Annotated in this window: 21 protein-coding genes and 1 tRNA gene; 8 read left to right on the plus strand and 14 right to left on the minus strand. The window is 68.3% G+C overall.

What is annotated here, in order from left to right; genetic code table 11:
- Positions 1-3: 3 nt before the first annotated feature.
- Entirely contained in the window at positions 4-1452 is a 1449-nt protein-coding gene (locus ACLIME_RS09315) for an ATP-binding protein (protein WP_411558752.1), read from the minus strand.
- An 89-nt stretch (positions 1453-1541) separates the two neighbouring features.
- Complete coding sequence (locus ACLIME_RS09320; protein ID WP_411558753.1) at positions 1542-2324, minus strand: response regulator transcription factor; 783 nt, start codon at positions 2322-2324, stop codon at positions 1542-1544.
- A 104-nt stretch (positions 2325-2428) separates the two neighbouring features.
- Between ACLIME_RS09320 and ACLIME_RS09325 the strand changes: the two genes are divergently transcribed.
- Positions 2429-3160 carry a DUF998 domain-containing protein gene (locus ACLIME_RS09325; RefSeq protein WP_411558754.1) on the plus strand — a complete coding sequence of 244 codons (732 nt, stop codon included), beginning with the start codon at positions 2429-2431 and terminating at the stop codon, positions 3158-3160.
- 13 nt (positions 3161-3173) lie between these two features.
- On the opposite strand, the gene ACLIME_RS09330 is transcribed toward ACLIME_RS09325, so the two are convergent.
- Both ACLIME_RS09330 and ACLIME_RS09335 read right to left on the minus strand, forming a co-directional pair.
- Positions 3174-4511 (minus strand): hypothetical protein, encoded by a 1338-nt coding sequence (locus ACLIME_RS09330; RefSeq protein ID WP_411558755.1) that lies wholly within the window; start codon positions 4509-4511, stop codon positions 3174-3176.
- Between the two features lie 32 nt (positions 4512-4543).
- Positions 4544-5248, minus strand: a complete 705-nt coding sequence (locus tag ACLIME_RS09335; protein ID WP_411558756.1) for a class I SAM-dependent DNA methyltransferase — start codon at positions 5246-5248, stop codon at positions 4544-4546.
- Between the two features lie 110 nt (positions 5249-5358).
- On the opposite strand from ACLIME_RS09335, the gene ACLIME_RS09340 reads away from it, so the two are divergent.
- The 4 genes from ACLIME_RS09340 to ACLIME_RS09355 all read left to right on the plus strand — a co-directional run bounded on the left by ACLIME_RS09340 (position 5359) and on the right by ACLIME_RS09355 (position 9163).
- Positions 5359-6078: a response regulator transcription factor gene (locus ACLIME_RS09340; RefSeq protein ID WP_411558757.1), complete on the plus strand. Its 720-nt coding sequence runs from the start codon at positions 5359-5361 to the stop codon at positions 6076-6078.
- Positions 6079-6085: 7 nt separating this feature from the next.
- Positions 6086-7270, plus strand: coding sequence for a sensor histidine kinase (locus ACLIME_RS09345; RefSeq protein ID WP_411558758.1), 1185 nt, complete (start codon positions 6086-6088; stop codon positions 7268-7270).
- A gap of 106 nt (positions 7271-7376) precedes the next feature.
- A complete protein-coding gene (locus tag ACLIME_RS09350; RefSeq protein ID WP_411558759.1) occupies positions 7377-8705 on the plus strand; it encodes a molybdopterin-dependent oxidoreductase in 1329 nt (442 codons plus the stop codon).
- Complete coding sequence (locus tag ACLIME_RS09355) at positions 8702-9163, plus strand: hypothetical protein (protein ID WP_411558760.1); 462 nt, start codon at positions 8702-8704, stop codon at positions 9161-9163. The genes ACLIME_RS09350 and ACLIME_RS09355 overlap by 4 nt, the downstream gene beginning before the upstream one ends.
- Here ACLIME_RS09355 and ACLIME_RS09360 read toward each other — a convergent pair.
- The 6 genes from ACLIME_RS09360 to ACLIME_RS09385 form a co-directional block, all read right to left on the minus strand.
- A complete protein-coding gene (locus ACLIME_RS09360) occupies positions 9144-9770 on the minus strand; it encodes a DUF2064 domain-containing protein (protein ID WP_411558761.1) in 627 nt (208 codons plus the stop codon). The two genes, ACLIME_RS09355 and ACLIME_RS09360, sit on opposite strands and share 20 nt — an antisense overlap.
- Positions 9767-10447: a glycosyltransferase family 2 protein gene (locus ACLIME_RS09365; protein WP_411558762.1), complete on the minus strand. Its 681-nt coding sequence runs from the start codon at positions 10445-10447 to the stop codon at positions 9767-9769. The genes ACLIME_RS09360 and ACLIME_RS09365 overlap by 4 nt, the downstream gene beginning before the upstream one ends.
- Positions 10444-11496, minus strand: a complete 1053-nt coding sequence (locus ACLIME_RS09370; RefSeq protein ID WP_411558763.1) for an NAD-dependent epimerase/dehydratase family protein — start codon at positions 11494-11496, stop codon at positions 10444-10446. The genes ACLIME_RS09365 and ACLIME_RS09370 overlap by 4 nt, the downstream gene beginning before the upstream one ends.
- Positions 11493-12287 carry an MTAP family purine nucleoside phosphorylase gene (locus tag ACLIME_RS09375; RefSeq protein WP_411558764.1) on the minus strand — a complete coding sequence of 265 codons (795 nt, stop codon included), beginning with the start codon at positions 12285-12287 and terminating at the stop codon, positions 11493-11495. The genes ACLIME_RS09370 and ACLIME_RS09375 overlap by 4 nt, the downstream gene beginning before the upstream one ends.
- 458 nt (positions 12288-12745) lie before the next feature.
- The gene (locus ACLIME_RS09380; protein WP_411558765.1) at positions 12746-13378 is read right to left on the minus strand and encodes an NAD(P)-dependent oxidoreductase; all 633 of its coding nucleotides are present in this window, start codon (positions 13376-13378) and stop codon (positions 12746-12748) included.
- A gap of 26 nt (positions 13379-13404) precedes the next feature.
- The gene (locus ACLIME_RS09385) at positions 13405-14070 is read right to left on the minus strand and encodes an SDR family NAD(P)-dependent oxidoreductase (RefSeq protein WP_411558766.1); all 666 of its coding nucleotides are present in this window, start codon (positions 14068-14070) and stop codon (positions 13405-13407) included.
- 120 nt (positions 14071-14190) lie between these two features.
- Between ACLIME_RS09385 and ACLIME_RS09390 the strand changes: the two genes are divergently transcribed.
- The 3 genes from ACLIME_RS09390 to ACLIME_RS09400 all read left to right on the plus strand — a co-directional run bounded on the left by ACLIME_RS09390 (position 14191) and on the right by ACLIME_RS09400 (position 17404).
- Positions 14191-14754, plus strand: coding sequence for a TetR/AcrR family transcriptional regulator (locus ACLIME_RS09390; RefSeq protein ID WP_411558767.1), 564 nt, complete (start codon positions 14191-14193; stop codon positions 14752-14754).
- A gap of 215 nt (positions 14755-14969) precedes the next feature.
- A complete protein-coding gene (locus ACLIME_RS09395; protein WP_411556736.1) occupies positions 14970-15980 on the plus strand; it encodes a serine hydrolase domain-containing protein in 1011 nt (336 codons plus the stop codon).
- Positions 15981-16678: 698 nt separating this feature from the next.
- Positions 16679-17404: a HEAT repeat domain-containing protein gene (locus tag ACLIME_RS09400; RefSeq protein ID WP_411556737.1), complete on the plus strand. Its 726-nt coding sequence runs from the start codon at positions 16679-16681 to the stop codon at positions 17402-17404.
- A gap of 211 nt (positions 17405-17615) precedes the next feature.
- On the opposite strand, the gene ACLIME_RS09405 is transcribed toward ACLIME_RS09400, so the two are convergent.
- The 4 genes from ACLIME_RS09405 to ACLIME_RS09420 all read right to left on the minus strand — a co-directional run bounded on the left by ACLIME_RS09405 (position 17616) and on the right by ACLIME_RS09420 (position 21150).
- A tRNA-Thr gene (locus ACLIME_RS09405) sits at positions 17616-17691 on the minus strand.
- Positions 17692-17726: 35 nt separating this feature from the next.
- Positions 17727-18368 carry a TetR/AcrR family transcriptional regulator gene (locus tag ACLIME_RS09410; protein WP_411556738.1) on the minus strand — a complete coding sequence of 214 codons (642 nt, stop codon included), beginning with the start codon at positions 18366-18368 and terminating at the stop codon, positions 17727-17729.
- Positions 18369-18381: 13 nt separating this feature from the next.
- Positions 18382-19908, minus strand: a complete 1527-nt coding sequence (locus tag ACLIME_RS09415; RefSeq protein ID WP_411556739.1) for an alpha/beta hydrolase — start codon at positions 19906-19908, stop codon at positions 18382-18384.
- A gap of 108 nt (positions 19909-20016) precedes the next feature.
- Positions 20017-21150, minus strand: a complete 1134-nt coding sequence (locus tag ACLIME_RS09420; RefSeq protein ID WP_411556740.1) for a DNA polymerase III subunit delta' — start codon at positions 21148-21150, stop codon at positions 20017-20019.
- Positions 21151-21234: the final 84 nt, after the last annotated feature.

Here is a 21234-nt window from a genome sequence, read left to right on the forward strand (position 1 = left end):
GCCTCACCGGCGGTTCGGCTGAGAAGACGCTGCGTCAGGCGGAGAGCTGCGCTCAGCTCGGGGGTGAGGGGCGGTCACGGTGAAGCGCGTCCTGCCCGGTCGGCTGTCCACCGTGACAGCGAAACCCGAGGCGGACGCGAGCGCGCTGACGATCGCCAACCCGAGCCCTACCGTGCTCGCGTCCCGTGTGTTGCCGCCACTCGCCGGTCGCGCCTGAGTGAAGCGCTCGAACAGCGTCGGCATGGCCTCGGCGGGGATGCCAGGGCCGTCGTCGACGACGCGCAACGAGGTCCCTGCGGCATCGACGACGACGGAGACGACCACCGAGGTCCCCGGCGGGGTGTGGTGTCCGGCATTGCCGACGAGGTTGAGCAGTATCCGTCGGATCGCGTCCTCGTCACCCTCGATGACCGCGGGCTCAGGCGGCAGCGCGAGACGCCACTGGTGCCCGGGGTGTGCGGCGTGCGCGTCCGAGACCGTCTCGAGGACGACCTTGGACAGATCGACCTCGTCATGCGCGAGCGCCGGGTCCGCATCGAGCTTGGCGAGCAGCAGCAGCTGTTCGACGAGCTTCGTCATCCGCTCGGACTCTGCGCCGATGCGCGCGAGGGCTCCGACGACCTCGCGCTGGAGACCGGGCGTGGTGACGGTGAACTCCGCATACCCACGGATGGCTGCGAGCGGGTTCCTCAGCTCGTGGCTCGCCTCAGCGACGAAGCGTCGCATCGACTCCTCGGTCGCGTGACGGGCGTTCAACGATGCTTCGACGTGCGTGAGCAGCCGGTTCAACGCGCCGGCGACCCGTCCCGCCTCCGAGTCCCGGTCCTCGTCTCGGAGCGGGACGCGTTCACCGTCGCTCACCTCGCCGGAGGACATCGGCGTCGCGGCGACCCGGTCGGCCACGCCGACGACGTGTTCCAGCGGCGCGAGTTCGCGTCGCACGAGTCGGTAACCGATGAGCGCCGCGATCGCGCCCGCGATCAGACCGATCACGAGCTCGGCAAGCATGAACGCGCGCAGCGTCGCATTGGCGTCGTCCAAGCCACCGCCGGTGATGAAGGTCAGACCCTCGCTCGGCCCGTCATCGAGGTGCAACGTCGTGCGCAGGGACAGGAAGTCGCCCAGTCCGGGAACCGTGATCGAGGTGGCCTCGTCCAGCGGAACGGGTTCGAGGATCGCCGCGGACTCCGCGGCCGTGAGGTCGCGCGCGGTGTAGTCAGGAGCCACGTACACCGAGAAGAGGACGTCGTCACCGTCCGCGATGACGTAGTACCCGTCCGGAGCGGCGAACAGGCCGAACGGGCCGTTCAGCGCGTCGAGCTCCGCCGGCGACCCGACCTCCGCCGTCACTCGACCGATCGCGTTGTCGCTCGCCAGGTACACCCCGTTCTCGGCTTGCGTCACGAGGTTCTGCTGCAGGATCGACACCGACACGACTCCGATGACGCCCACGACCGCGACGATCAAGGAACAGACCAGGAGGACGAGATGCACCCGCAACGGGAAGCGCGTCCTCCGTAGGGTCGGCCTCCGGAATCGCATCAGACCGCCGGACTCGACGGGATCGGGGTGCCCGGGCTCGAGTCGCTTGCCACGTGGACCGGTTCGTCTCGAGGAGCCTGGAGCATGTACCCGACGCGGCGCAGCGTGTGGATCATCGGGGGGCGTCCAGCGTCGATCTTCTTCCGGAGATACGAGATGTACAGCTCGACGATGTTCGATTCACGACCGAAGTCGTACTCCCACACGCGGTCCAGGATCTGATGCTTGCTGAGCACACGGTCCGCGTTCTCCATGAGGTATCGCAGCAGCGCGAACTCCGTCGCGGTCAGGGTGATGGCGTCCCCCGCCCGCGTGACGGCATGGCTGTCCTCGTTGAGGGTGAGGTCGCCGACCGTCATGAGCGGCGAACCGGACTGGCCGATCATCGGACTCCGCCTCGCAAGGCCACGGAGTCGGGCGACGACCTCATCGATACTGAAGGGCTTCGTCACGTAGTCGTCGCCTCCGGCCGTGATGCCGGAGATACGGTCCGACACCGAGCTGTTCGCGGTGAGGAACAGGACCAGGGTGTCGGGGAGGTCCTCCCGGATACGCTCGAGCACCTCCAGACCGTCCATGTCGGGGAGCACCACGTCGAGGACGACGAGATGCGGGCGGTGATCCCGAGCCTGGGCGACCGCGGCCGCTCCGGTCCCCGCGACGAGCACCTTCCAGCCCTGCTGCCTGAGGACGGCGGAGAGCAGGTGTCGCAAGTTGGCCTCGTCGTCGACGACGAGGACGCGGATGCGCGCCGCGTCAGGGGAATGCGGCGCTTGGTACATGCTGTCAGCGTGCATCAGGCTCCTGTGCGCCGGATAAGAACGATGATGAGGGCGCCGGTCGCGAGCATAGCGCGTCCTTATGTCGGAGGCCTACCGTCCATCCCATGCGCCTGCAGTGGACCCTCGCGAGCCTCTCGCTCACCATCGCCGCCCTCCTCTACCTCGGGCTGCCGTTGGAGGCGCTCTCGGGGTTCCCGCTCGACCCGTCCAGTTCCTACCTCTCGGAGCTGGCGGCCTCGGACCAGCCCACCTCGCTGCTGTTCCGAAGCACCGATCTGGTGGCGGGTGGCTTCGTCGTGCTCGGATGCCTCCTCCTGCGGGGAAGAGGAGGCCGGTCTGACCGACGACGGACCGCGACACTGCTCGCGCTCGCCGTGTTCGGTCTCGGCACCATCGCCGATGTGGTCTTCCCGATGGCCTGTGCGCCGTCGGCGAGCGCCCGGTGCGCTGCGGCGGACGTCGCCGGGAGACTGGGAACGGTCCACTCGCTGCACACCGCGTCGAGCATGGTCGCGCTGACGGCGGCGGCCACGGCGGCGGTCCTCCTGCTCATCAGCGTCATCAGGACTCCGCCGGGAGGGACGCCCGCCGGAGACACGTCGAGTGCACGACCACGCCTCGTCGTGCTGTGGGTGGTGGTCGGCGTCGTGATCGCATCGAGCGTTGTGGTGACGCTCTTGTCGGTGTCCAGCTCGGCTACCGGAGTCCTGCCGCCCGGCGGTGGCATCGCCCAACGACTGCAGACCGCCGGGATCTCAGCCATGCTCGTCGGCACACCGTTCTGGCTCCGTGTTCACGACGCAGGCTCGACCCATCGTGTCGCTCTCGGGCTCTGACGTCGCGCCCTCCTCACCAGCCGGTGAGGAGAAGGTGCTGCACGATCAGCGCGGTGATCAGCTGGAGACCGAGGGCCGGACGACGGACACGATCAGGCAACAGTGCCGTGCCGATCAGGAGCCAGGGGACGAACGGCACCCAGATGCGTTCGACCTCGGCCTTGCTCATCATGGAGAGGTCCGCGAGCAGGATGACCAGCGCAGCCGCCGCCGTGAGCACGACGACCACACGCGTCCCGCCCGCTGGGAAGGGACGCCGCATCCGCCGGACGACGACTGCGATCGACGCCGCGACGACCGGTCCGGCGCTGATCGCGAGTGCCGCGAGATTGCCCCAAACCCAGTAGGAGAACGGCCTCCTGCTCGCGATCCCAGCCCAGTAGCGCTCGACCAGGACCGGGTATGCCTGCCACCAGACGAACCCGTTCACGGCGAAGCCCAGCACCACCGCGAGCGCTGCCACCGTCGCGATCGGGAGTGGCCACCAGGATCGAGTCAGCCGGAGGATCGCGATCGCGAGGATACCGAGCAAGGGCAGTCCGTAGGACAGCATGACGCAGACGCCGAGCAGCAGGCCGGCGCAGAGCGCCCAGAGCACCATCGTCCGCGAGCGTGACGCGGTTGCGGCGCAGGCGAGTAGGCACAGGCCCCAAGCGGCGACCGCGCCGAACATCGCGTCGGCCGAGACGGCCTGCCAGATCGCAACCGGTCCGAGCGCGAGGAACGGCGCGGCACGACGCGCAGCGGACTCCGCTCCGAGTCGGCGCAGGGTGATGAGGACGGCGACCGGTGTACTCGCCGCGAGCACGATCACGACGAGACCGCTGGCGAGCCACGACCCCAGGCCGAGCTGGACCAGACCGATGAAGAAGAGGACAGCGGCCGGCGGATGCCCGGCGAGGTGCACCGGCCAGTTGTCGACGGAGTCGAGTGGAATCCGCGAGACGTACTCCTGGAGCATCGCCGGGATGTCCGTGATGGTCCTGGCGGAGCGGAGGTACTCGTACTGGTGGTCGAGGATGCGCCCCAGGCCATCCGGGCCGTCGACCAGCGCGAGCGACAGCAGCCACACGAGTCCGATGCCGAACACGACGGCGATGAGTGCTGCCCACCGGATCGTGCCGGCGAGCCGGAAAGCGGAGGCGGTCGCGAGGGCCGCGATGATGATCGCCGGGAGGGTTCCCCATCCGACGTGCGGCGACCACGCTGCGTGCAGCGGCGGGAAGGAACGGACCTGGACGTCCAGCTCCATCCAGACGGGCAGGCAGATCGCGAGGACGATCAGGAGCACCGCGACACCGACGGCGAGGATCGCAGATCGGGTGCCGACTGCCGCCCGGCCGGTCGTCACCGTCCGATTCGACGTGCCCGGCTCGCCGGGGCTCAGCATGGTGCGAAGACCACGAATCGACGGCCACCCGAGCGACGGCGCTGCACGACCCGGAGCCCGCTGCTGACACCGACGACGACAAGCGCCCGTGTACCGAGCTGCGCCCACGGAAAGGCCGCACTGCGGCGGCCGGCGTCGTCGACGATCACCGCGTCGAAGCGGTGGTCGCCCTCCATTCGGTGAGCCTCGACGACGATCCTGGCGGAGCCGTCCGGTCGGACGAGCTCGCTCGCCCTTCGCAGCAGGGCCTCGGGGTCCCCTCCGATTCCGACATTGCCGTCGAGGAGGAGCACCGCCCCCCAGCGCCCTTCACCGGGGAGGCGGTCGAAGACCGAGGCGTTGAGGACCGGCACGCCGCGTCGGGCTGCAAGCTCGACGGCGGCTGCCGAGAGGTCCACTCCAAGTGCCCGACGACCGAGCCGGACAGCCGCCTCGACCATCCGCCCCGGGCCACAACCCAGGTCGAGTACGGACCCGGTCGTCATGCCGAGCACTCCGCGGTCGACGTCGTCTGCGAAGCCACGGAACGCTGCGACGTCGATCGGCTCGCCGACCCCAGGCAGCGCAGGGTGCGACCCGACGAGTTGGAGGGTCGGTCGCCGCCGCGGGTCGAGGAGCGCCTGTTCGTACGGCGATCGTCCGCCGGCGCCGAAGGCGGGCATCGCGTCGCGTCGCGGGTCGAACAGTGTGCTTGACATCCTTCGACGCTATGGCCGCCGGGCCGAGTCCATCGGCTGAGGATCTTACGAACTGCGGACGCCTCCCCTGCTTGCCACCGAGGACGTCTGCGACGAACTACGGTGGGGCCGTGTCCTCCCATGTTCCGACCTTCGAAGCCGACCGGCTCCTCGCGGATCGACGCATCCTGATTGTCGAGGACGACCCGACCGTCCTCGAAGTCGCCGGATCCTACCTGCGTGCCGCCGGCTACATCGTCGACACCGCTACGGACGGGTTCACGGCGCTCGACATCGCCGCCCGCCGTCCACCGGACCTCGTCGTCCTCGATCGCATGTTGCCCGGCATCGACGGCCTCGAGGTCTGCCGACGCCTGCGCGCAGTACGCAGCATGCCGATCATCATGCTCACAGCGCTCGGCTCCACGGAGGATCGGATCGCCGGCCTCGAGGCCGGCGCGGACGACTACCTCGCAAAGCCGTTCTCTCCCCGCGAGCTCGTCCTGCGGGCCCAATCCATCCTTCGTCGCATCATCGGAGAATTCACACCCGAAGTCCCCTTCACCCAAGGCCGGTTCACGCTCGATCCGGCGGCGCGCACGGTCGAGCGGTCCGGCGAGCCGCTGCCCCTGTCGGCTCGTGAGTTCGATCTGTTCTCCTTCTTCCTCAAGCATCCCCGTCAGGTGTTCAGTCGCGAGCAGCTCCTCCGCTCGGTCTGGGGGTGGGAGTTCGGCGATCTGTCGACCGTCACGGTGACGGTGCGCCGTGTTCGCGAGAAGATCGAGGCAGAACCCACCCGTCCGACGCTCCTCGCCACGGTGTGGGGCGTCGGCTACCGACTCGACCTCTGAGGACGCCGTGCTCCCTGTCCAGGACATCCTGATACTCGTCGGTATCGCACTCGTCGCGGCCCTCGCGGTGACCGTCGGCGGGCTCATCGCCTTCCGCCTCACCCGACGTTCGCCGATGACCGTGCAGCTGGGGATCGTGTCGGTGTCCGGCGTACTGTCGTTCGTCCTGGCGGTGTCGTTCGCGTCGGCGTACATGTACGTGTCTCCTCACGATCTGTCGGTCGTCCTCACCATGTCCGTCATCTCGGCGATGATCTCGCTCGCGGCCGCGATGTTCCTCGGTCGTGCCCTCGCGAGGCGGAGCGCGGAGCTGACCCGCGCTGCCCGCGCATTGGGCGAGGAGGGCGGTGCGCCGTTCGACGAGGATCTCCTTCTGCAGGCCCAGGACGCGGAGTCCGCGGCGACACCCCAAGCGAACGCCGACTTCGCTCGCTTGGCGTCCGAGCTCGCCCAGACGGGCCGCCGACTCGCCGAATCACGGGCGGCGGTCACCGCAGCCGAGGAGGCACGCCGTGCCCTCATCGCGCACATCTCGCACGATCTCCGGACACCGCTCGCCGGCGTGCGCGCGATGGCGGAGGCGCTGGAGGACGGCCTCGTCGACGACCCCGCCCGCTACTACCGATTGATGCGCGGGCAGGTCGCCAGCCTGACGAGCATGGTCGACGATCTGTTCGAGCTCTCGCGGATCCAAGCCGGTGCCCTCCGGCTGCACCTCGAGCAGGTTTCCGTCGCGGATCTGGTGAGCGACGCGGTCGGTGAACTCCACGCCGTCGCGCAGCGACAGCAGGTCGAGATCCGGGCCACCGGGCAACAGGACGCCCCCATCATCCTCGGCGACGCGCGTGAGCTCTCCCGCGTGATCGCCAACATGCTGGTCAACGCGGTTGAGCACACACCGCCGGGCGGGTTCGTCGAGGTCTCGACTGCGGAGATCGCCGACCGACTGGTGCTGAGTGTCGCCAACACCGGCAGCGGCATCGTCGAAGCCGACCTCGATCAGGTCTTCGAGGCAGGTTGGCGAGGCGACCCGGCCCGGACGACGTCCATCGATGGCCTGTCGAGCGGCGGGCTCGGTCTCGCAATCGTGCAAGGCATCGTCGAGGCACACCGAGGCACCGTGTCGGTCCGGAACATCCCCGGCGGCTGCCGGTTCGAGGTCGAACTCCCACTCGGGCTCCCGACCGTCTGAGTCTCTACCGGCACACGTAGGTCGGATTGTCTCCGCTTCGTCATCCCTGACCCGGGCGTCTCCTCACGTCGGTCCGTAGCGTGGACGGCGGACGGATGGAGACCGGATGGCCGCACCAAGACTGCAGGAGATCCTGTACCGGGCCCGCGTGGCGCTCGCCACCCCGCCGCGCAACCCGCGGACCGCCGTCGTGATCGGGCGGCTCCTGGGAGCAGCGTTCATCGTCTGCTTCCTCACCGGACTCTTCAGTCATCTCCTGCAGGAACGATTGCCCTGGATGCCCTTCCCGACGAGACCGGTGTGGCTGTACCAGGGCACGCAGGGCACCCACATCATCACCGGCATCGCCTGTTTCCCGCTCCTGTTCGCCAAGCTGTACGCGGTCTTTCCCGAGCTGTTCCAGTCACCGCCGGTGCGTTCTCTCCCGCACTTCTTCGAGCGTGCATCGATCGCGGTCTTCGTCGCGGCCTCGCTGGTCGAAATCAGCATCGGGCTGCTCAACACGTATCAGTTCTATTCGGCGTTCCCGTTCTCCTTCCGGCGGGTGCACTTCGCGCTGTCGTTCGTGATCATCGGTTCGCTCGTACTCCACATCGCGATCAAGCTCCCCATCATCATGCGGTTCTGGCGCCGCTGCGGCCGTGACGCAGACACCGACACCGACACCGACACCGAGCTGATGACGGCCCCGCGACCTGAGACGAGCGCACCGTCAGAGCGGGCGACGCCGGTATCCGACACGACGGCCATGCCTGCGGCCAGGACGGGTCGCGGCCCGACCGCGGCCCTCTTCGCCTGGATCGACGGCGTCCCGGCCCCGGTGGACACCGCGGCCATCGCCACGAGCCGCCGTGGCTTCTTCGTGACCGTCGGCGCGGCTGTCGGCGCCCTGGTGCTCTTCACCGGTGGTCAGAGCATCCCCCTCCTCCGCCCGTTCACGCTCTTCGCACCAAGACGACCCGGAACCGGCCCGCAGGGACTCCCGGTGAACCACTCGGCGTCGTCGGCCGGTGTCGCCGAATCCGCCGCGGACGCTCACTGGACCCTGACGGTGCGCTCCGGTGACGCGAGTCTGACCTTTACCCGGGCGGAGCTGGCTGCTCTCCCTCAGGTCGACGCGGTCCTCCCCATCGCCTGCGTCGAAGGGTGGAGCCAGACCGCCGCCTGGCGAGGTGTCCGCCTCCGCGACCTCGTCGACCGTATCGGTGCACCGGAGCACGCGACGGTTCGAGTGCGCAGTCTGCAGGAGCACAGCGCGTACACCGTCATGATCATGCCGAGGGAGTTCGTCCGCGACGACAGGACCCTTGTCGCACTCGAGCTCGACGGGCAGGTCCTCGACCTGGACCATGGGTACCCCGCCCGCATCATCGCCCCCGCACGCCCCGGCGTCCTCCAGACGAAGTGGCTCACGAGCATCGAGGTCCTCGGATGACCGACGAGACCCCTCCCCGCGACGCCGCTTCCCGCAAACTCCGGCCCTGGCGAGTCGGCCTCGGCGTGTCCGGGGTCGCGATGCTCGGGTTCGCAGCCGTCGTCTTCCTCGACGAGGTCCGCCTCGACCAGTATCCGGGTGTCGCCGCGTGGCTGATCGGGGCGCTCATCCTGCACGACGGCGTGATCGCGTTGGCCGCCGTGGGCCTCGGGATGCTCCTGCGCCTGGCGGGATGGCGGCCGATCACCACGGCGATCGTCGGGGGTGCAACCGTCGTCGGGGCGACCATGGCGCTCATCGTCATCCCGGCCGTGGTCAAGGACGCGATCGGCACGGCGAATCCGACGGTGCTGCCACTCGACTACCTCGGCAACCTGCTCTGGTTCGAGCTCGGCGTCGTGGTCGTCGCGGTGGTCATGGCGCTGGTCGCGCGTGCCGTCAGCGGCCGCCGCCGCTGACGGCGGAGAAGGTGGCGGCGAAGGTGGTCTTCGGCGCCAGTGCCGCGACGGCCTCGGCGTCCGCGACCGTGTCAACGTCACGCAGGGTCGACAGGATCCCGACACGGTGACCCGCGTCCTGCAGCCGTTCGAGCTGCCGCGCACCCGTGTCACGCTGTGACATCGCGACCCCGCGGATCAGTGCGCCGTCGGGTCGGCGCATGCCGAGCGCCCAGAAACCGCCGTCCTCTGCCGGCCCGAACCAGGAATCCACCCCCGGGTCCCAGGCCGTGCACGGGCCGGCCAGGTCTGCTGCGCGGAGCTGGGGTGTGTCCATCCCGACGAGCAGTGTCGGACCGGCGCACCGGTCGAAGAGGTCGCCGAGTCGCTCGTCGAGCCCACCCGTGCCCTGTTGCAGGACGTCGAAGCCGTGCGCGCGTCCGGGGACGCTACTCCCCTGATAGAACAACACGCGACGTTCCGCCGGAAGCTCGGCGAGTACGCGCAGGGTGTCATCGATCGCTGCGGCCGCGAGCCGAGCGGCCTGGTCGAGCGAGAACGGCGGATGCAGCCGCGTCTTCACCCGTCCAGGGATCGGCTCCTTCGCGATGAGGACCAGGGTGGTCATCGTGTGCCCACTCGTTCACGTTCGGCAGCGAGCAGCCGGGACATGTCGGAGACCGCAGACAGTGTCCCGCGCACGGTCCCGGTGACCTTCGAGCGGCCCACGCGCGGACGATACGGCGCGTCGACCTCACGGATGCGCCACCCGTCACGGTGGGCCCGGAGCACGAGCTCGAGCGGGTAGCCGCTGCGTCGGTCTTGCAGGTCCAGCGCGACCATCGCAGCCCGGTCCGTCGCGCGCATCGGCCCGAGGTCGTGCAGCCGCAGACCGGTCCGTGCGCGGATGAGGCCCGCGAGCGCCAGGTTCGCGAACCGGGCGTGCACCGGCCACGAGCCCCGTCCGCTCGGCCTGCGCCGACCGAGTACGAGGTCGGCCTCGCCCGCGATGACCGGCGCAGTGACGCGCTCCAGATCACGGGGATCCATCGACCCGTCCGCATCGCAGAAGGCCACGATGGGACTGGTGGCCGCGAGCAGGCCTGCATGGGCCGCCGAACCGAAGCCGCGCCGCGGTTCGGAGACGACGAGCGCCCCGTGGCGACGAGCGACGGCCGCGGAATCGTCGGTCGACCCGTTGTCCACGACGATGGCCCGATACCCGGCAGGCAGCCGGCCGAGGATCCACGGCAAAGCCTGCTCCTCGTCGAGGCACGGAAACACGACATCGACCAGCGCGGTCATGCGCCCGCCGCCGGCCGCAACGGCGCATGACGGAACTCCCGCATGCCCTCGTCGAACAGCACGCCGGCCGTCCAGCCGAGCTCGAGGTGTGCACGCTCCGAGGAGGCGGTGATGTGGCGCACGTCGCCGAGGCGGTACTCCCCCGTGATGAGTGGTCGGAGCGATCCGTCGGCACACAGGGCGGAAGCGACATCGCCGATGGTGTGCACGACACCGCTGCCGATGTTGAACGAGCGCACGGTCCCCGCCCCCTGGTGGGTGCACCAATCGAGCGCAGCCAGGTTCGCTCCGGCCACGTCGTCGACGTGCACGAAGTCGCGTCGTTGGCGGCCGTCCTCGAAGACGCGGGGCGCCTCGCCTCGCGCCAACGCCGAACGGAAGAGTGACGCGACGCCGGCGTATGGCGTGTTGTGCGGCATCCCCGGCCCGTAGACGTTGTGGTACCGCAGCATCGCCGCCACGCCACCGGTCACGCGCGCCCACGCGGACGCGAGGTGCTCCTGAGCGAGCTTCGAACTCGCGTACACGTTGCGGGGGTCGAGCGCCGCATCCTCGAACAGCAGGTCCGGTTGGAGGCTCTCGCCATCGGCCCCGCGCGGTTCGAACCGACCTGCGTCAAGGTCGGCGACGGTTCGCGCGGCCGGGCGTACCGTCCCGGAGGAACTGCGATACGCGCCTTCGCCGTAGACGACCATCGAGCTGGACAGCACCAACCGCCCGATCCCGGCGGAGGCCATCCCCGAGAGCAGTTCCGCGGTCGCGAGATCGTTCGAAGCGATGTAGTCGGGTGCGTCGCTCAGCGCGACGCCGAGGCCGACCTTCGCAGCCAGGTGGAAGACCGCCTCGACACCGTCGAGCGCGGCGGCGACGGTGTCGGAGTCGCGCAGATCGCCGAGCAGGAACTCCGCACCCGGCTCGCCCCGCGCCGGATTCGTCCCGTGCACGTCGGCGCGCAATGAGTCGACGACCCGCACAGGCTCGCCTCGGGCCACCAACCCGCGGACCACGGCACGACCGATGAACCCGGCTCCCCCGGTGACGAGGATCACGACGTCGGCCGACCGAGCACGGCTTCGACGGCGCGCGGTTCGATCAGCGTCCGCGGGCGGTAGTCGGCGGGGATCGCTGCGATGAGCCGCTCCACCGCGTCGACGATCCTCGGACGAGCCGCGCGCAACCGCTCGAACACCAGCTCGGCGTCGACGGGCATGGCGTCATCCCCCGCGTCCTCGTCGGTGACGAATGCCAACGTGAGGGTGCCGAGGTTGAGCTCGGCGGCCAGCGCCACCTCCGGATACAGGGTCATGTTGATGAGGTGGGCGCCAGATGCGGCCAACCACCGGGACTCTGCCCTGGTCGAGAAACGTGGACCCTGGACAACCGCCACGGTCCCACCATCGACAGCCTCCTGGCCGAGCGTGCCCTTGGCTATCGCCCGCAGCTCGGGACAGAACGGATCGGCCGACGGGAGGTGCTGCACGTCCGGCCCTTCGAAGAACGTGTCGGCGCGCCCGTGGGTCCGATCGAGGTACTGGTCGAGGATGACGAGGCTGCCGATGGGATGGGCTGCGCTCACGGAACCGACAGCGGCCGTCGAGATGATCGCACGGACGCCGAGGGTCGCGAGAGCCCAGGCGGTAGCTCGGAAGTCGATCCGGTGCGGCGGCACACTGTGCCCAGCGCCGTGGCGCGGTACGAACACGATCTGACGTCCGCCCAACGTTCCGACCAGCACCTCGACGGTTCGATATGGCGTCTGCACGAGTCGGAGCTCGGCGGTCGCCGCGTCCAACAGGGTCGACAGTCCAGATCCGCCGATGACGGCAACAGGGATGCTCATGACTCGACCCTCTCAGCCCGAGAAGCCCGTGACACCCGGTCGCGCCTTCTTGTCTCCGCCTCGTAAGAATCGAGCACGAACTGACGCTCCGCGTCAGATCGGCTGGATCCCGCGCAGGGCGATCCCGGTGTGGACGGATCGTGCAGTCGCGACGTCCGAGGCGAGACGGGCCGCGTAGCCCACCACCGCAGACATGCATCGACGCAAGTCGCGGAAGGTCGCACGCACTGATGCCGGCGTGATACCGGGTGCGCCGTTCTGGCTGAGAAGCAGCCCGGAAGAGCACGCCGGCCCGACGTTCACACTCCTTCCGGGAGACGCGCCCGGCTCGGATCGATGACCGTTTCCCCGGATGGCGACTGTGCACTGGGCGATTGTGCACTGGGCGATTGGATCCGGTGACACCGTCGCCACGGCGGCACCGCGGAGCAGTCCGCGGTCACGCCGTGGCGACCGTGTCAGTTACTGATCCGGAGCTCCTGCTGGGCGTATCGCAGGTCATCGGCCTGGGCGAGCATGAACCGGGCGAGGTCGGTGCGAGCGATGCGCGCGCGGACCCGGTCGCCGGATCCGCTCGCGGTGCGCACCCTGACCGCTCCCGATCCGGGCTGGTCGTGGGGCATGGTGACGACCACGGTCGTCCAGTCCAGGTCCGACCCGCGAACGGCCTCACCGACCTCGGTGGATTCGATCCCGAACCTGAGTAGGGCGTAGATCGCTGTGTTCGCCGCGCGAGCCAGCGGGCTGCGCGGAATCAGAATGCTCGGCCCCCAACTGAAGACGATTCGGCGGACCCCGTGCGTGCGCATCGCGGCCACGATGTTGCGCGTCCCTGCGGCGACTGGCATGTCCTTGGACCCGCCGACGATCTGTGGAGTCAGGGTGGCCAGGACGGCGTCGGCACCGCGGACGACGTCCTCAACGGCGACCGCGTCGGTCAGCTCGCCCTGCACGACCCGTAGTCGGTCGTGGCGCAGGTCGAGCTTCGCCGGATTGCGGATGAACGCCACCACGTCATGCCCGGCGGCGAGTGCCTGTTCGACCAGGTGGATACCGGTGCGCCCGGTGGCGCCGAAGATGATCAGCTTCATGACGTCTCCCTTGCGAAGCCTGCGGGTCAGCCGTTGTAGGCGACGTAGTGCAGCTCGGCCTGCTGACGCTCGTCGTGCAGCTGCGCCAGGGCCTCCGCGATGACCTCGGGCTCGGCGTCGGGGTGGCCACCGCCGATGAGGGCGGTGATGCCCAGGTGCGCGACGTAGACGCCCTTCGGCTCCAGTGCGTTGTGCAGGTTGAGGGCCCAGTTGCGAAGTCCCGCTGCGGCGATGTTCACGTTGCCGAGGAAGGGCATGGGGCTGATGGATCCGCCGCCGGTCGTGATGAGGACGGTTCCCTTGCCTGCTGCGATCATGTCCGGCAGTACTGCCCCGACGGCGGCGAGCGCGCCTCCGAGATAGAAGTCGATCTGCGGTTGCAGGTTCTCCATCGTCACCTCGAGGACGTCGACGGGCACGAGGGATGGGTCCGCGGGCGAGAATTCGAGCACGTCGATCGGGCCGAGCGTGTCCGTGATCGAACGGAGGGCGGCGGTGACGGTCTCCGGTCGGCTGATGTCAGCGGTGAAACCGTGGGCGGTGATGCCTTCGCCCGCGAGGGTCTGGGCGAGCGAGTCGAGCTTGGACCGGGTTCGTGCGACCAGTGCGACGTCGAAGCCTCTGCGTCCGAAGGCGCGGGCGATCTCGAGGCCGAGGCCTGGGCCGGCTCCGATGATGGTGATGAGCGGCATGACGTGTCCTTTCGTGCCCTGGCGCTCCGGAGAACGTTGCAGGCATGGGGTATATTGAGGTCATCCTCAAGTTGTAGCCATTCTATGTTGAGGTCGCCCTCAATATCCACTGGAGTTGTGATGCCGCAGTCGAACGGTCTCCGCCGAGACGCACAGGCCAACGTCGAGAAGTTGCACGCGGCGGCGGTGGCGGTGTTCTCGCGCCGCGGACTCTCCGCGCCGCTGGAGGAGATCGCTCGCGAGGCCGGCGTCAGCATCGGGACCCTGTACAACCGTGTCGGATCCCGCGAGACCCTCATCGACGCGGTGATCCCGGCGATCGCCGGCGAGAAGCTCCTGGCACTGAAAGAGCAGGCGCTGGGGCAGCGATCACCGCGTACGCGGCTGGAGACGTTCATCGCAGGAATGATCGACCTGCAAGTCAGCGATCCGGCATTGAACGACGCGATGCTCCGCCGATTCCCGGATGCGACCTCGCTCATCGAGACCTGCGATCGTTCGACCGCACTCGGCCAAGACCTGATCGACGATGCCCACGCCGCAGGAGCCCTCTCCCTGGACTTCACCGCAGAAGACCTCGTGACCGTGCTGTGGATGGCCGGAACCGCGAGCCACGATCCCTCAGCCCCTGCAGGCTGGCGACGCGTCATCGACCGCGGTCTCGCCTCAGCCTGGACCACCTGACGGCGGCCCGACGCAACTGCGGTCCCGCCCGAACCACCGCTCGATCTGGTGGCGGTCCTGAGGACCCACTTGTCGCCGTGGGAGCCCGCTCGGCCGGATGAGGTCCACACGGAAGCCGGGCAAGTGGCGGACATGATTCGCAGGACAGCGACTCAGGAGGCCCGAGACGGCTGCTCCATGGGTGTGTTTGACGGTGCGTCGATTAGCGTGGTCATATGATCCGCAACGTCGCCTCTGCATTGCACGATGCTGCCTTGAGCAGCAACTTCAGCGGGGTGATTCGTCTCGACCATCCCGATGAGCAGCCTTGGACGCATGCCTATGGTTTCGCTGATCGGGCGCGTGAGCAGGAGATGACCGTTGATCATCGTTGTGTCCTCGCGAGCGTGTCGAAGGGCTTCACCGCGTTGGCGATCGGATCGCTGATCGACCGAGGCTTGCTCACCCTCGAGACCCTGGTCCGCCCGATCCTGGACCAGGATCTGCCGCTCGTCGACGATTCGGTCACCATCGGTCACCTCCTTGCGCACACGTCCGGCATCGGCGACTACATCGACGAAGCCGAGGGCGAAGTCAGCGACTACGTGTTCGATCGTCCGGTGCACCTCTTCGACAACACGACCTCCTTCCTTCCTGTGCTGGATGGACGTCCGCATCTCAGCGCACCGGGAGAGCAGTTCAGATACTGCAACAGCGGATTCGTGGTCTTGGCTCTGATCGCGGAGCGCGTGTCCGGGAAGTCCTATCACGACCTGGTGCAGGAGACGGTGTTCGCGTCCGCCGGCATGGACTCCAGCGGCTTCCCGCGTACCGACGAGATCGACGGAGACACGGCCCTCGGTTACATCGAGGAGAGCGGCTACCGGACGAACGTCTTGCACTTGCCGCTCCGAGGGAGCGGTGACGGCGGCGCGGTCAGCACCGTCGCCGATCTCGCCGCATTCTGGTCTGCGCTGTTTGATGGCCGGATCGTGTCGCAATCGACATTGCGAGCGCTCATCGAGCCGCTCCATCCGGTCGAGGCTGAACATATGCGGTACGGACGCGGTTTCTGGCGAGCTTGGACCTCGGAGCTCGTCATGCTCGAGGGATATGACGCAGGTGTTTCAGCTCGGACGTGGTACGACCCGGAATCCGGGGCTTCCGGCTCCATCATCGCGAACACCTCCGAAGGTGCGTGGCCGCTCGTCGGTGCGATCGACTGGCCGCAGCGGGATTCGCAGTGAACGCGTCCCGTCAGGCGGGTCTTGCAGTACTCCTCGATGGCACCGACACCACCTCGCAGGAGCTCGCAGGAGCTCGCAGGCGAACTCGACGTTCGGGATTCCCGATCCCGCTGCTGCCAGCCACTGCGCACCGACGACACTGACGCTGCCCGGAGCCGGTACGACGAGGAGCAGAAGTGCGGAGAGGGCCACGGAGGCGACGACCAACAGTGTCCGGTGAGCGGTGCTGACGCACGGCATGACCGTGAATCTCTGGAGCACGCGTGAGGCGCGCATTGACCGCCGGATGGATCACGGACACGCCTCGAGATGAATGCGGTGCGCGGACGATGATGCAAGGGGATACGTCCATTCCCGGGGTTCGACGACGGTGTTGCTGGCCGTTTCGAGAGTCCCATACGCTGCCATCGTGTCGAAGAGAACAATCGAAACCGTGATACCACCCGTTCGTCGGCTCGAGCTGTCGGATTGGGCCTGGGTGTCCGAATGGTTCGAGGAAGCCGTACACGACGCCCTCAGGTACGACCAGGTCGACGGCATCGACGGCGGTGGCCGCCCGGTATCGCTTCGTCAGCTGCTGGGTGGTGATGACCGTGTTCATCGGGCGGCCTCCGGACAGTGAGGGATACTGTGATTCATGTGTTCCAGCCTCCCGACACGCCACTGAGCGCGCATCAGCCCGAAGAGGTGCTGACCTCATGCTGGAAGATGATGTCATGGTGAATCCGATGGATGAGAGAACGGCGCTCGAACGGCTGGAGCCGGATGCATGGGCCGTATACCTCGAGGAGCATTCCGGCCTGCCCGGCCCGCGCGCGAACCTCACCTTGGTCCAAGCCGCCGCCGACACTGCTCGGGCCGAAGTCATCGACAGCCTTCTCCAGAACAATGGCGAGTACCAGGCCATGTGCGCAGCCGCTGCCGCGGGCCGGCGAGCGTCTGATGGATCGTTCGAGCTGCTCGCCCGTTCGCTCGCGGCCGATGACCGGTGGCGCGTGCGGGAAGGCGTCGTGATCGGGCTCCAGCTCCTCGGCGACCATGACCCCGGTGTTCTGTCCGCGATCGTGTCCGACTGGGTCACCGACCGTGACCCACTCATTGTCCGAGCCGCGGTGACCACGATCTGTGAGCCACGCCTCATCCGCACGCCGGTCGCAGCTCGAATCGCTCTCGACATATGCGGTCGAGCGACCTCCCGCCTGCTCGAGATACCACTATCGGATCGTCGCCGGCCTGCGGCCCGAACGCTTCGGCAGGCGCTTGGCTATTGCTGGAGTGTCGCCGTCGTCGCAGACCCCGAGACAGGGCTACCCGCTTTCACTGCTCTCTCGCACAGCGCGGACCCGGACGTCGCCTGGATCGTCCGGGAAAACCGGCGGAAGAAGCGCTTAGCTGAGTTCCTGGCACCCCCGAGCGAGCCGTGACGAAGGACGCGCACTGCGCGCCTGGACGTCGCAGCATCGGCCGACCGAGTATTGTTCGCTGCCGTTCGCGGGGTCGTTGCTACAGGCGTTGCTACATTTTCACGCCTATCCGGCAGCTGTCGCCCAGTTCGGCCGGTCGGACGAGCTTGCGATTGGGCAAGAAAAAAGCCGCTGACCTGGGTTTTCCAGGGCAACGGCCGGGTGACGCTGGTGGAGCCGCCCAAGGGAATCGAACCCTTGACCTTCTCATTACGAGTGAGATGCTCTGCCGACTGAGCTAGGGCGGCGCGTGCGCTGGTCGCCCGGCGCACGAGTATCCATGTTAGCGCAGCTTTTGGACCGTCGTGTACAGCTCGGCGAAAGAACGGCGGATCCGCTCGGCGAGCGACCCGGGGGTCGGCGCATCGGCCCAGCAACGCCACGCGTGGCGCAGGCCGGCGAAGCCCACCATCGTCACCATCCAGCAGCGGTCGAACAGCGCCTCCGCGTCCTCCGCGAGCGTCGGGTCGTCGTTCAGCACCCGCCGCTCGACGACCTTGTAGAGGCCCTCCTCGAAGCCGCGCATGCTCGCGATCCGCGCACCCAGGAGGTGCGGGTGGTCGCGCAGTACGTCCTTGCGGAGATGGTGGATCTCGACATCCTCGTCGGCGTCACCGACGGTGCGGGCCAGGAGCTCCCCCAGATCGGTGAGCACGTCGGTGGCAGGCCCGGCGGTGAGGAAGGCGTGCAGGGCGTCGCCGTCGGGGATCAGCGGGATGTCGCCGATCAGCGCCTCCTCCTTCGTCCCGAAGTAGTTGAAGAAGGTCCGCGGCGAGACCTCCGCCCGACGGCTCACCTCCTCGACCGTCACATTCTCGAGCCCCTGCTCACTCGCGAGCGTCAGCACCGCGTGCTGGATCGCCCGACGCGTCGCGAGCCGCTTCCGCTCGCGGAGCCCGAGTTCAGCCGGCGCCGTCACGGTCATCAGGATCCCGCCGTCAACTGCACATCGGGTCCTTCGACGGCACCGTGCCGTCGATGAGGTACTGGTCGACCGCCTCGTTCACGCAGTCGCTGCCCTTGTTGTAGCCGGTGTGACCCTCACCCTTGTAGGTGATCAGCTGACCCTTGTCGAGCTGCTCCGCGAGGTTCTGCGCCCAGACGTACGGCGTGGCCGGGTCGTTCGTCGTTCCGACGACGAGGATCGGCGCAGCACCCTTCGCGTGGATCTCCCCACGCTCGGTCCGCGTCTGGTACGGCCAGTTGGCGCAGAACGTGTCTCCGTAGGCCATGTACTCGCCGATCACGGGAGCCGCCTCCTCCAGCTGCTTCGCCTCGTCGGCCATCTTCGTCTTGTCGTCGTCGTAGCTGTAGTCGAGGCAGTTGATCGCGTTGAAGGCCTCGGTCTGATTGTCGGCGTACTTGCCGGACTCGCTGCGACCGTTATAGCCGTCGGCGAACTGGAACGCGATGTCGGTTCCACCCTGCATGACCTCGTCGAACATCTTGCTGAGGTACGGCCAGGCATCGGCCTGGTACAGCGGGTAGATGATCGCCGTGAGCAGGGTGTTGCCGCCCAGCTCTCGTCCATCGTCGCCGGGGATCGGGTTCGCGTCGACCTCGTCGAGGAGGGTCTTGATCTCGATCATCGCACTGTCGACCGATCCACTGAACGGGCAGTCCTTGCCCGTCATGCAGTCCTCGAGGTAGGCGCGAAGTGCACTCTCGAAGCCCTTGGCCTGCTCCTTGACGACCTCGAAGTTCGACGTCGACGGGTCGATCGCACCGTCGAGCACGAGGCGCCCGACGTTCTTCGGGAAGAGCTCCGCGTAGGTCGCGCCGAGGAAGGTGCCGTACGAGTACCCGAGGTAGTAGAGCTGCTTGTCGCCGACGGCGGCGCGCAGCATGTCGAGGTCCTTCGCGGCGCTCTGCGTGTCGACGAACTCGAGCATCTTGCCCGTCTCCTCCGCACACGCGTCGCCGAAGTCCTTCGCGGCCTTCTCGTTCGCGGCGATCCACTCGTCGGAGCCGCGCTTCCCCGGCGTCACGTCGTACAGGTACGCGTCCATCTCGGAGTCGGTCAGGCAGGTCACCGGCGTCGATTTACCGACACCGCGGGGATCGAAGCCGACGACGTCGAAGTTCTCCTGGAGGTCCTTGTCGACCGCGAAATCGAGGCTGTCGGCGACGAGGCTGTAGCCGGAACCACCCGGGCCGCCGGGGTTCATGAAGAGCGAGCCGATCGGCTTGCCGTTCGTCGCCTGGTGACGCACGAGCGCCAGGGAGAGTTCGCCGTCCGAGGGGTTGTCCCAGTCGATGGGCGCCTTCGCCGTGGCGCACTCGAAGCCGTCGGCACAGCCGCTGGTCTTCCAGTCGAGCTTCTGCTCGTAGAAGGGCTTCAGCTCCGCGGCGACGTCGCTCGTCGCGGGCGACGAGGACGACGTCGTCGGCTCGGCGGCCTTCGGCGGCAGGAAGGCCGTCACGCACCCGCTCAGGGTGAGCGCCGCGACCGCGAGACCGGCCACCAGGGCGACCCGCGCCGTACGGCGCGCACCGGGACCCCTGCGACGGGGTGCACCGGTCGATCCTGTCGAGTCCGACGGCTGCTGCCTGGGCGAAGTCACAGAGGCTCCCTACCGGACCGCCGACACGAGCATGGCCTCCAAGGCCAGCGCCGGGGCGACGTTCCCTTCGATTCGTGTGCGGGCGACGGAGATCGCCTCCAAGGTTTCGATCGTAACCGCAGGCGTCGTCCGGCGAGCGGCTTCCTCGAGTTCCGGACGCAATTCACGGTTGATGATCGTGGCGTCGTGCCCCAGTTGCAGGAGCACGATGTCGCGGTACAGCGAGAGCAGGTCGACCATGATCCGGTCGAGCCCGTCGCGCAGGCTGCGGGTGGCGCGCCGCTTCTGGTCCTCCTCCATCGCCCGGACCTGCGAGCGGAGGGCCGGCGGGACCGACTGGCCGGGCTCGACGCCGAGCGAGCGCAGCGTGCTCTCCCGCTCGGCCTCGTCGCGGAGCGAGGTGTACGCCTTCGCATCGTCGCCCGCCAGCTCCAGGAGGCGACCAGCGGTGACGACAGCCTGCCCCGCGCTCCTGATGTCGAGCACGGCACGGAGCGTGGACTCACGGCGCTGCCGAGCGCCGGGGTCGGTCGCGAGGCGGTGAGCCATGCCGACGTGGCTCTGCGCCTCGCGAGCGGCGCGTTCGGCGAGTTCAGGTGCCACTCCGTCGCGCCGTTTCAGCAGCTCGGCGACGTCGTCGATGGTGGGGACGCCGAGGCGGACCGAGCGGACGCGCGACCGGATGGTGGGCAACAGGTCGGCCTCGCTCGGCGCGCACAGCACCCAGATCGTGCTGCTCGGCGGTTCCTCGAGCGACTTCAGCAGCAGGTTGGACGTGCGCTCGGTCATGCGGTCGGCGTCCTCGACGACCATGACGCGGAAGCGACCGACGGACGGCGCGCGGTAGGCGTTCCGGACGAGGTCGCGGACCTCGTCGATCGTGATGATGACGCGATCGGTGCTCAGCGCGGAGAGGTCGGGGTGGGTGCGCGCCTCCACCTGACGACGGGTGACGTCGTCGCCCCCGGGCTCGCGGCTGAGGAGCGCGGCGGCGAACGCGTAGGCGAGGGTCGACCGGCCGGAACCGGGCGGCCCGGTGATGAGCCAGGCGTGGGTGAGGCCCTTGGGCGTGACCGGGTCCGACGCCGACTGGAGGAGCTCGATCGCGTCGCGTTGACCCGTCAAGTCGGTCCAGGAAGCCATGCGTCCAGGATACCGGGCGGTACCGACGTGATCCGGCGGGGCCGGGACGATGTGCACTCAGGGGCCGGAACGGTGTGCGCTCAG

This window comes from Plantibacter sp. MPB07 (assembly GCF_046619465.1).
Taxonomy (GTDB): Bacteria; Actinomycetota; Actinomycetes; order Actinomycetales; family Microbacteriaceae; genus Plantibacter; species Plantibacter auratus.

What these genes read in the sequence shown, in the direction of transcription:
- ACLIME_RS09395 (WP_411556736.1), top strand. Translation starts at nt 14,970, where the DNA reads ATGATCCGCAACGTCGCCTCTGCATTGCACGATGCTGCCTTGAGCAGC.
- ACLIME_RS09355 (WP_411558760.1), top strand. Translation starts at nt 8,702, where the DNA reads ATGACCGACGAGACCCCTCCCCGCGACGCCGCTTCCCGCAAACTCCGG.
- ACLIME_RS09385 (WP_411558766.1), bottom strand. Translation starts at nt 14,070, where the DNA reads ATGCCGCTCATCACCATCATCGGAGCCGGCCCAGGCCTCGGCCTCGAG.
- ACLIME_RS09400 (WP_411556737.1), top strand. Translation starts at nt 16,679, where the DNA reads ATGCTGGAAGATGATGTCATGGTGAATCCGATGGATGAGAGAACGGCG.
- ACLIME_RS09320 (WP_411558753.1), bottom strand. Translation starts at nt 2,324, where the DNA reads ATGTACCAAGCGCCGCATTCCCCTGACGCGGCGCGCATCCGCGTCCTC.
- ACLIME_RS09375 (WP_411558764.1), bottom strand. Translation starts at nt 12,287, where the DNA reads ATGAGCATCCCTGTTGCCGTCATCGGCGGATCTGGACTGTCGACCCTG.
- ACLIME_RS09335 (WP_411558756.1), bottom strand. Translation starts at nt 5,248, where the DNA reads ATGTCAAGCACACTGTTCGACCCGCGACGCGACGCGATGCCCGCCTTC.
- ACLIME_RS09350 (WP_411558759.1), top strand. Translation starts at nt 7,377, where the DNA reads ATGGCCGCACCAAGACTGCAGGAGATCCTGTACCGGGCCCGCGTGGCG.
- ACLIME_RS09390 (WP_411558767.1), top strand. Translation starts at nt 14,191, where the DNA reads ATGCCGCAGTCGAACGGTCTCCGCCGAGACGCACAGGCCAACGTCGAG.
- ACLIME_RS09380 (WP_411558765.1), bottom strand. Translation starts at nt 13,378, where the DNA reads ATGAAGCTGATCATCTTCGGCGCCACCGGGCGCACCGGTATCCACCTG.
- ACLIME_RS09410 (WP_411556738.1), bottom strand. Translation starts at nt 18,368, where the DNA reads ATGACCGTGACGGCGCCGGCTGAACTCGGGCTCCGCGAGCGGAAGCGG.
- ACLIME_RS09420 (WP_411556740.1), bottom strand. Translation starts at nt 21,150, where the DNA reads ATGGCTTCCTGGACCGACTTGACGGGTCAACGCGACGCGATCGAGCTC.
- ACLIME_RS09360 (WP_411558761.1), bottom strand. Translation starts at nt 9,770, where the DNA reads ATGACCACCCTGGTCCTCATCGCGAAGGAGCCGATCCCTGGACGGGTG.
- ACLIME_RS09325 (WP_411558754.1), top strand. Translation starts at nt 2,429, where the DNA reads ATGCGCCTGCAGTGGACCCTCGCGAGCCTCTCGCTCACCATCGCCGCC.
- ACLIME_RS09365 (WP_411558762.1), bottom strand. Translation starts at nt 10,447, where the DNA reads ATGACCGCGCTGGTCGATGTCGTGTTTCCGTGCCTCGACGAGGAGCAG.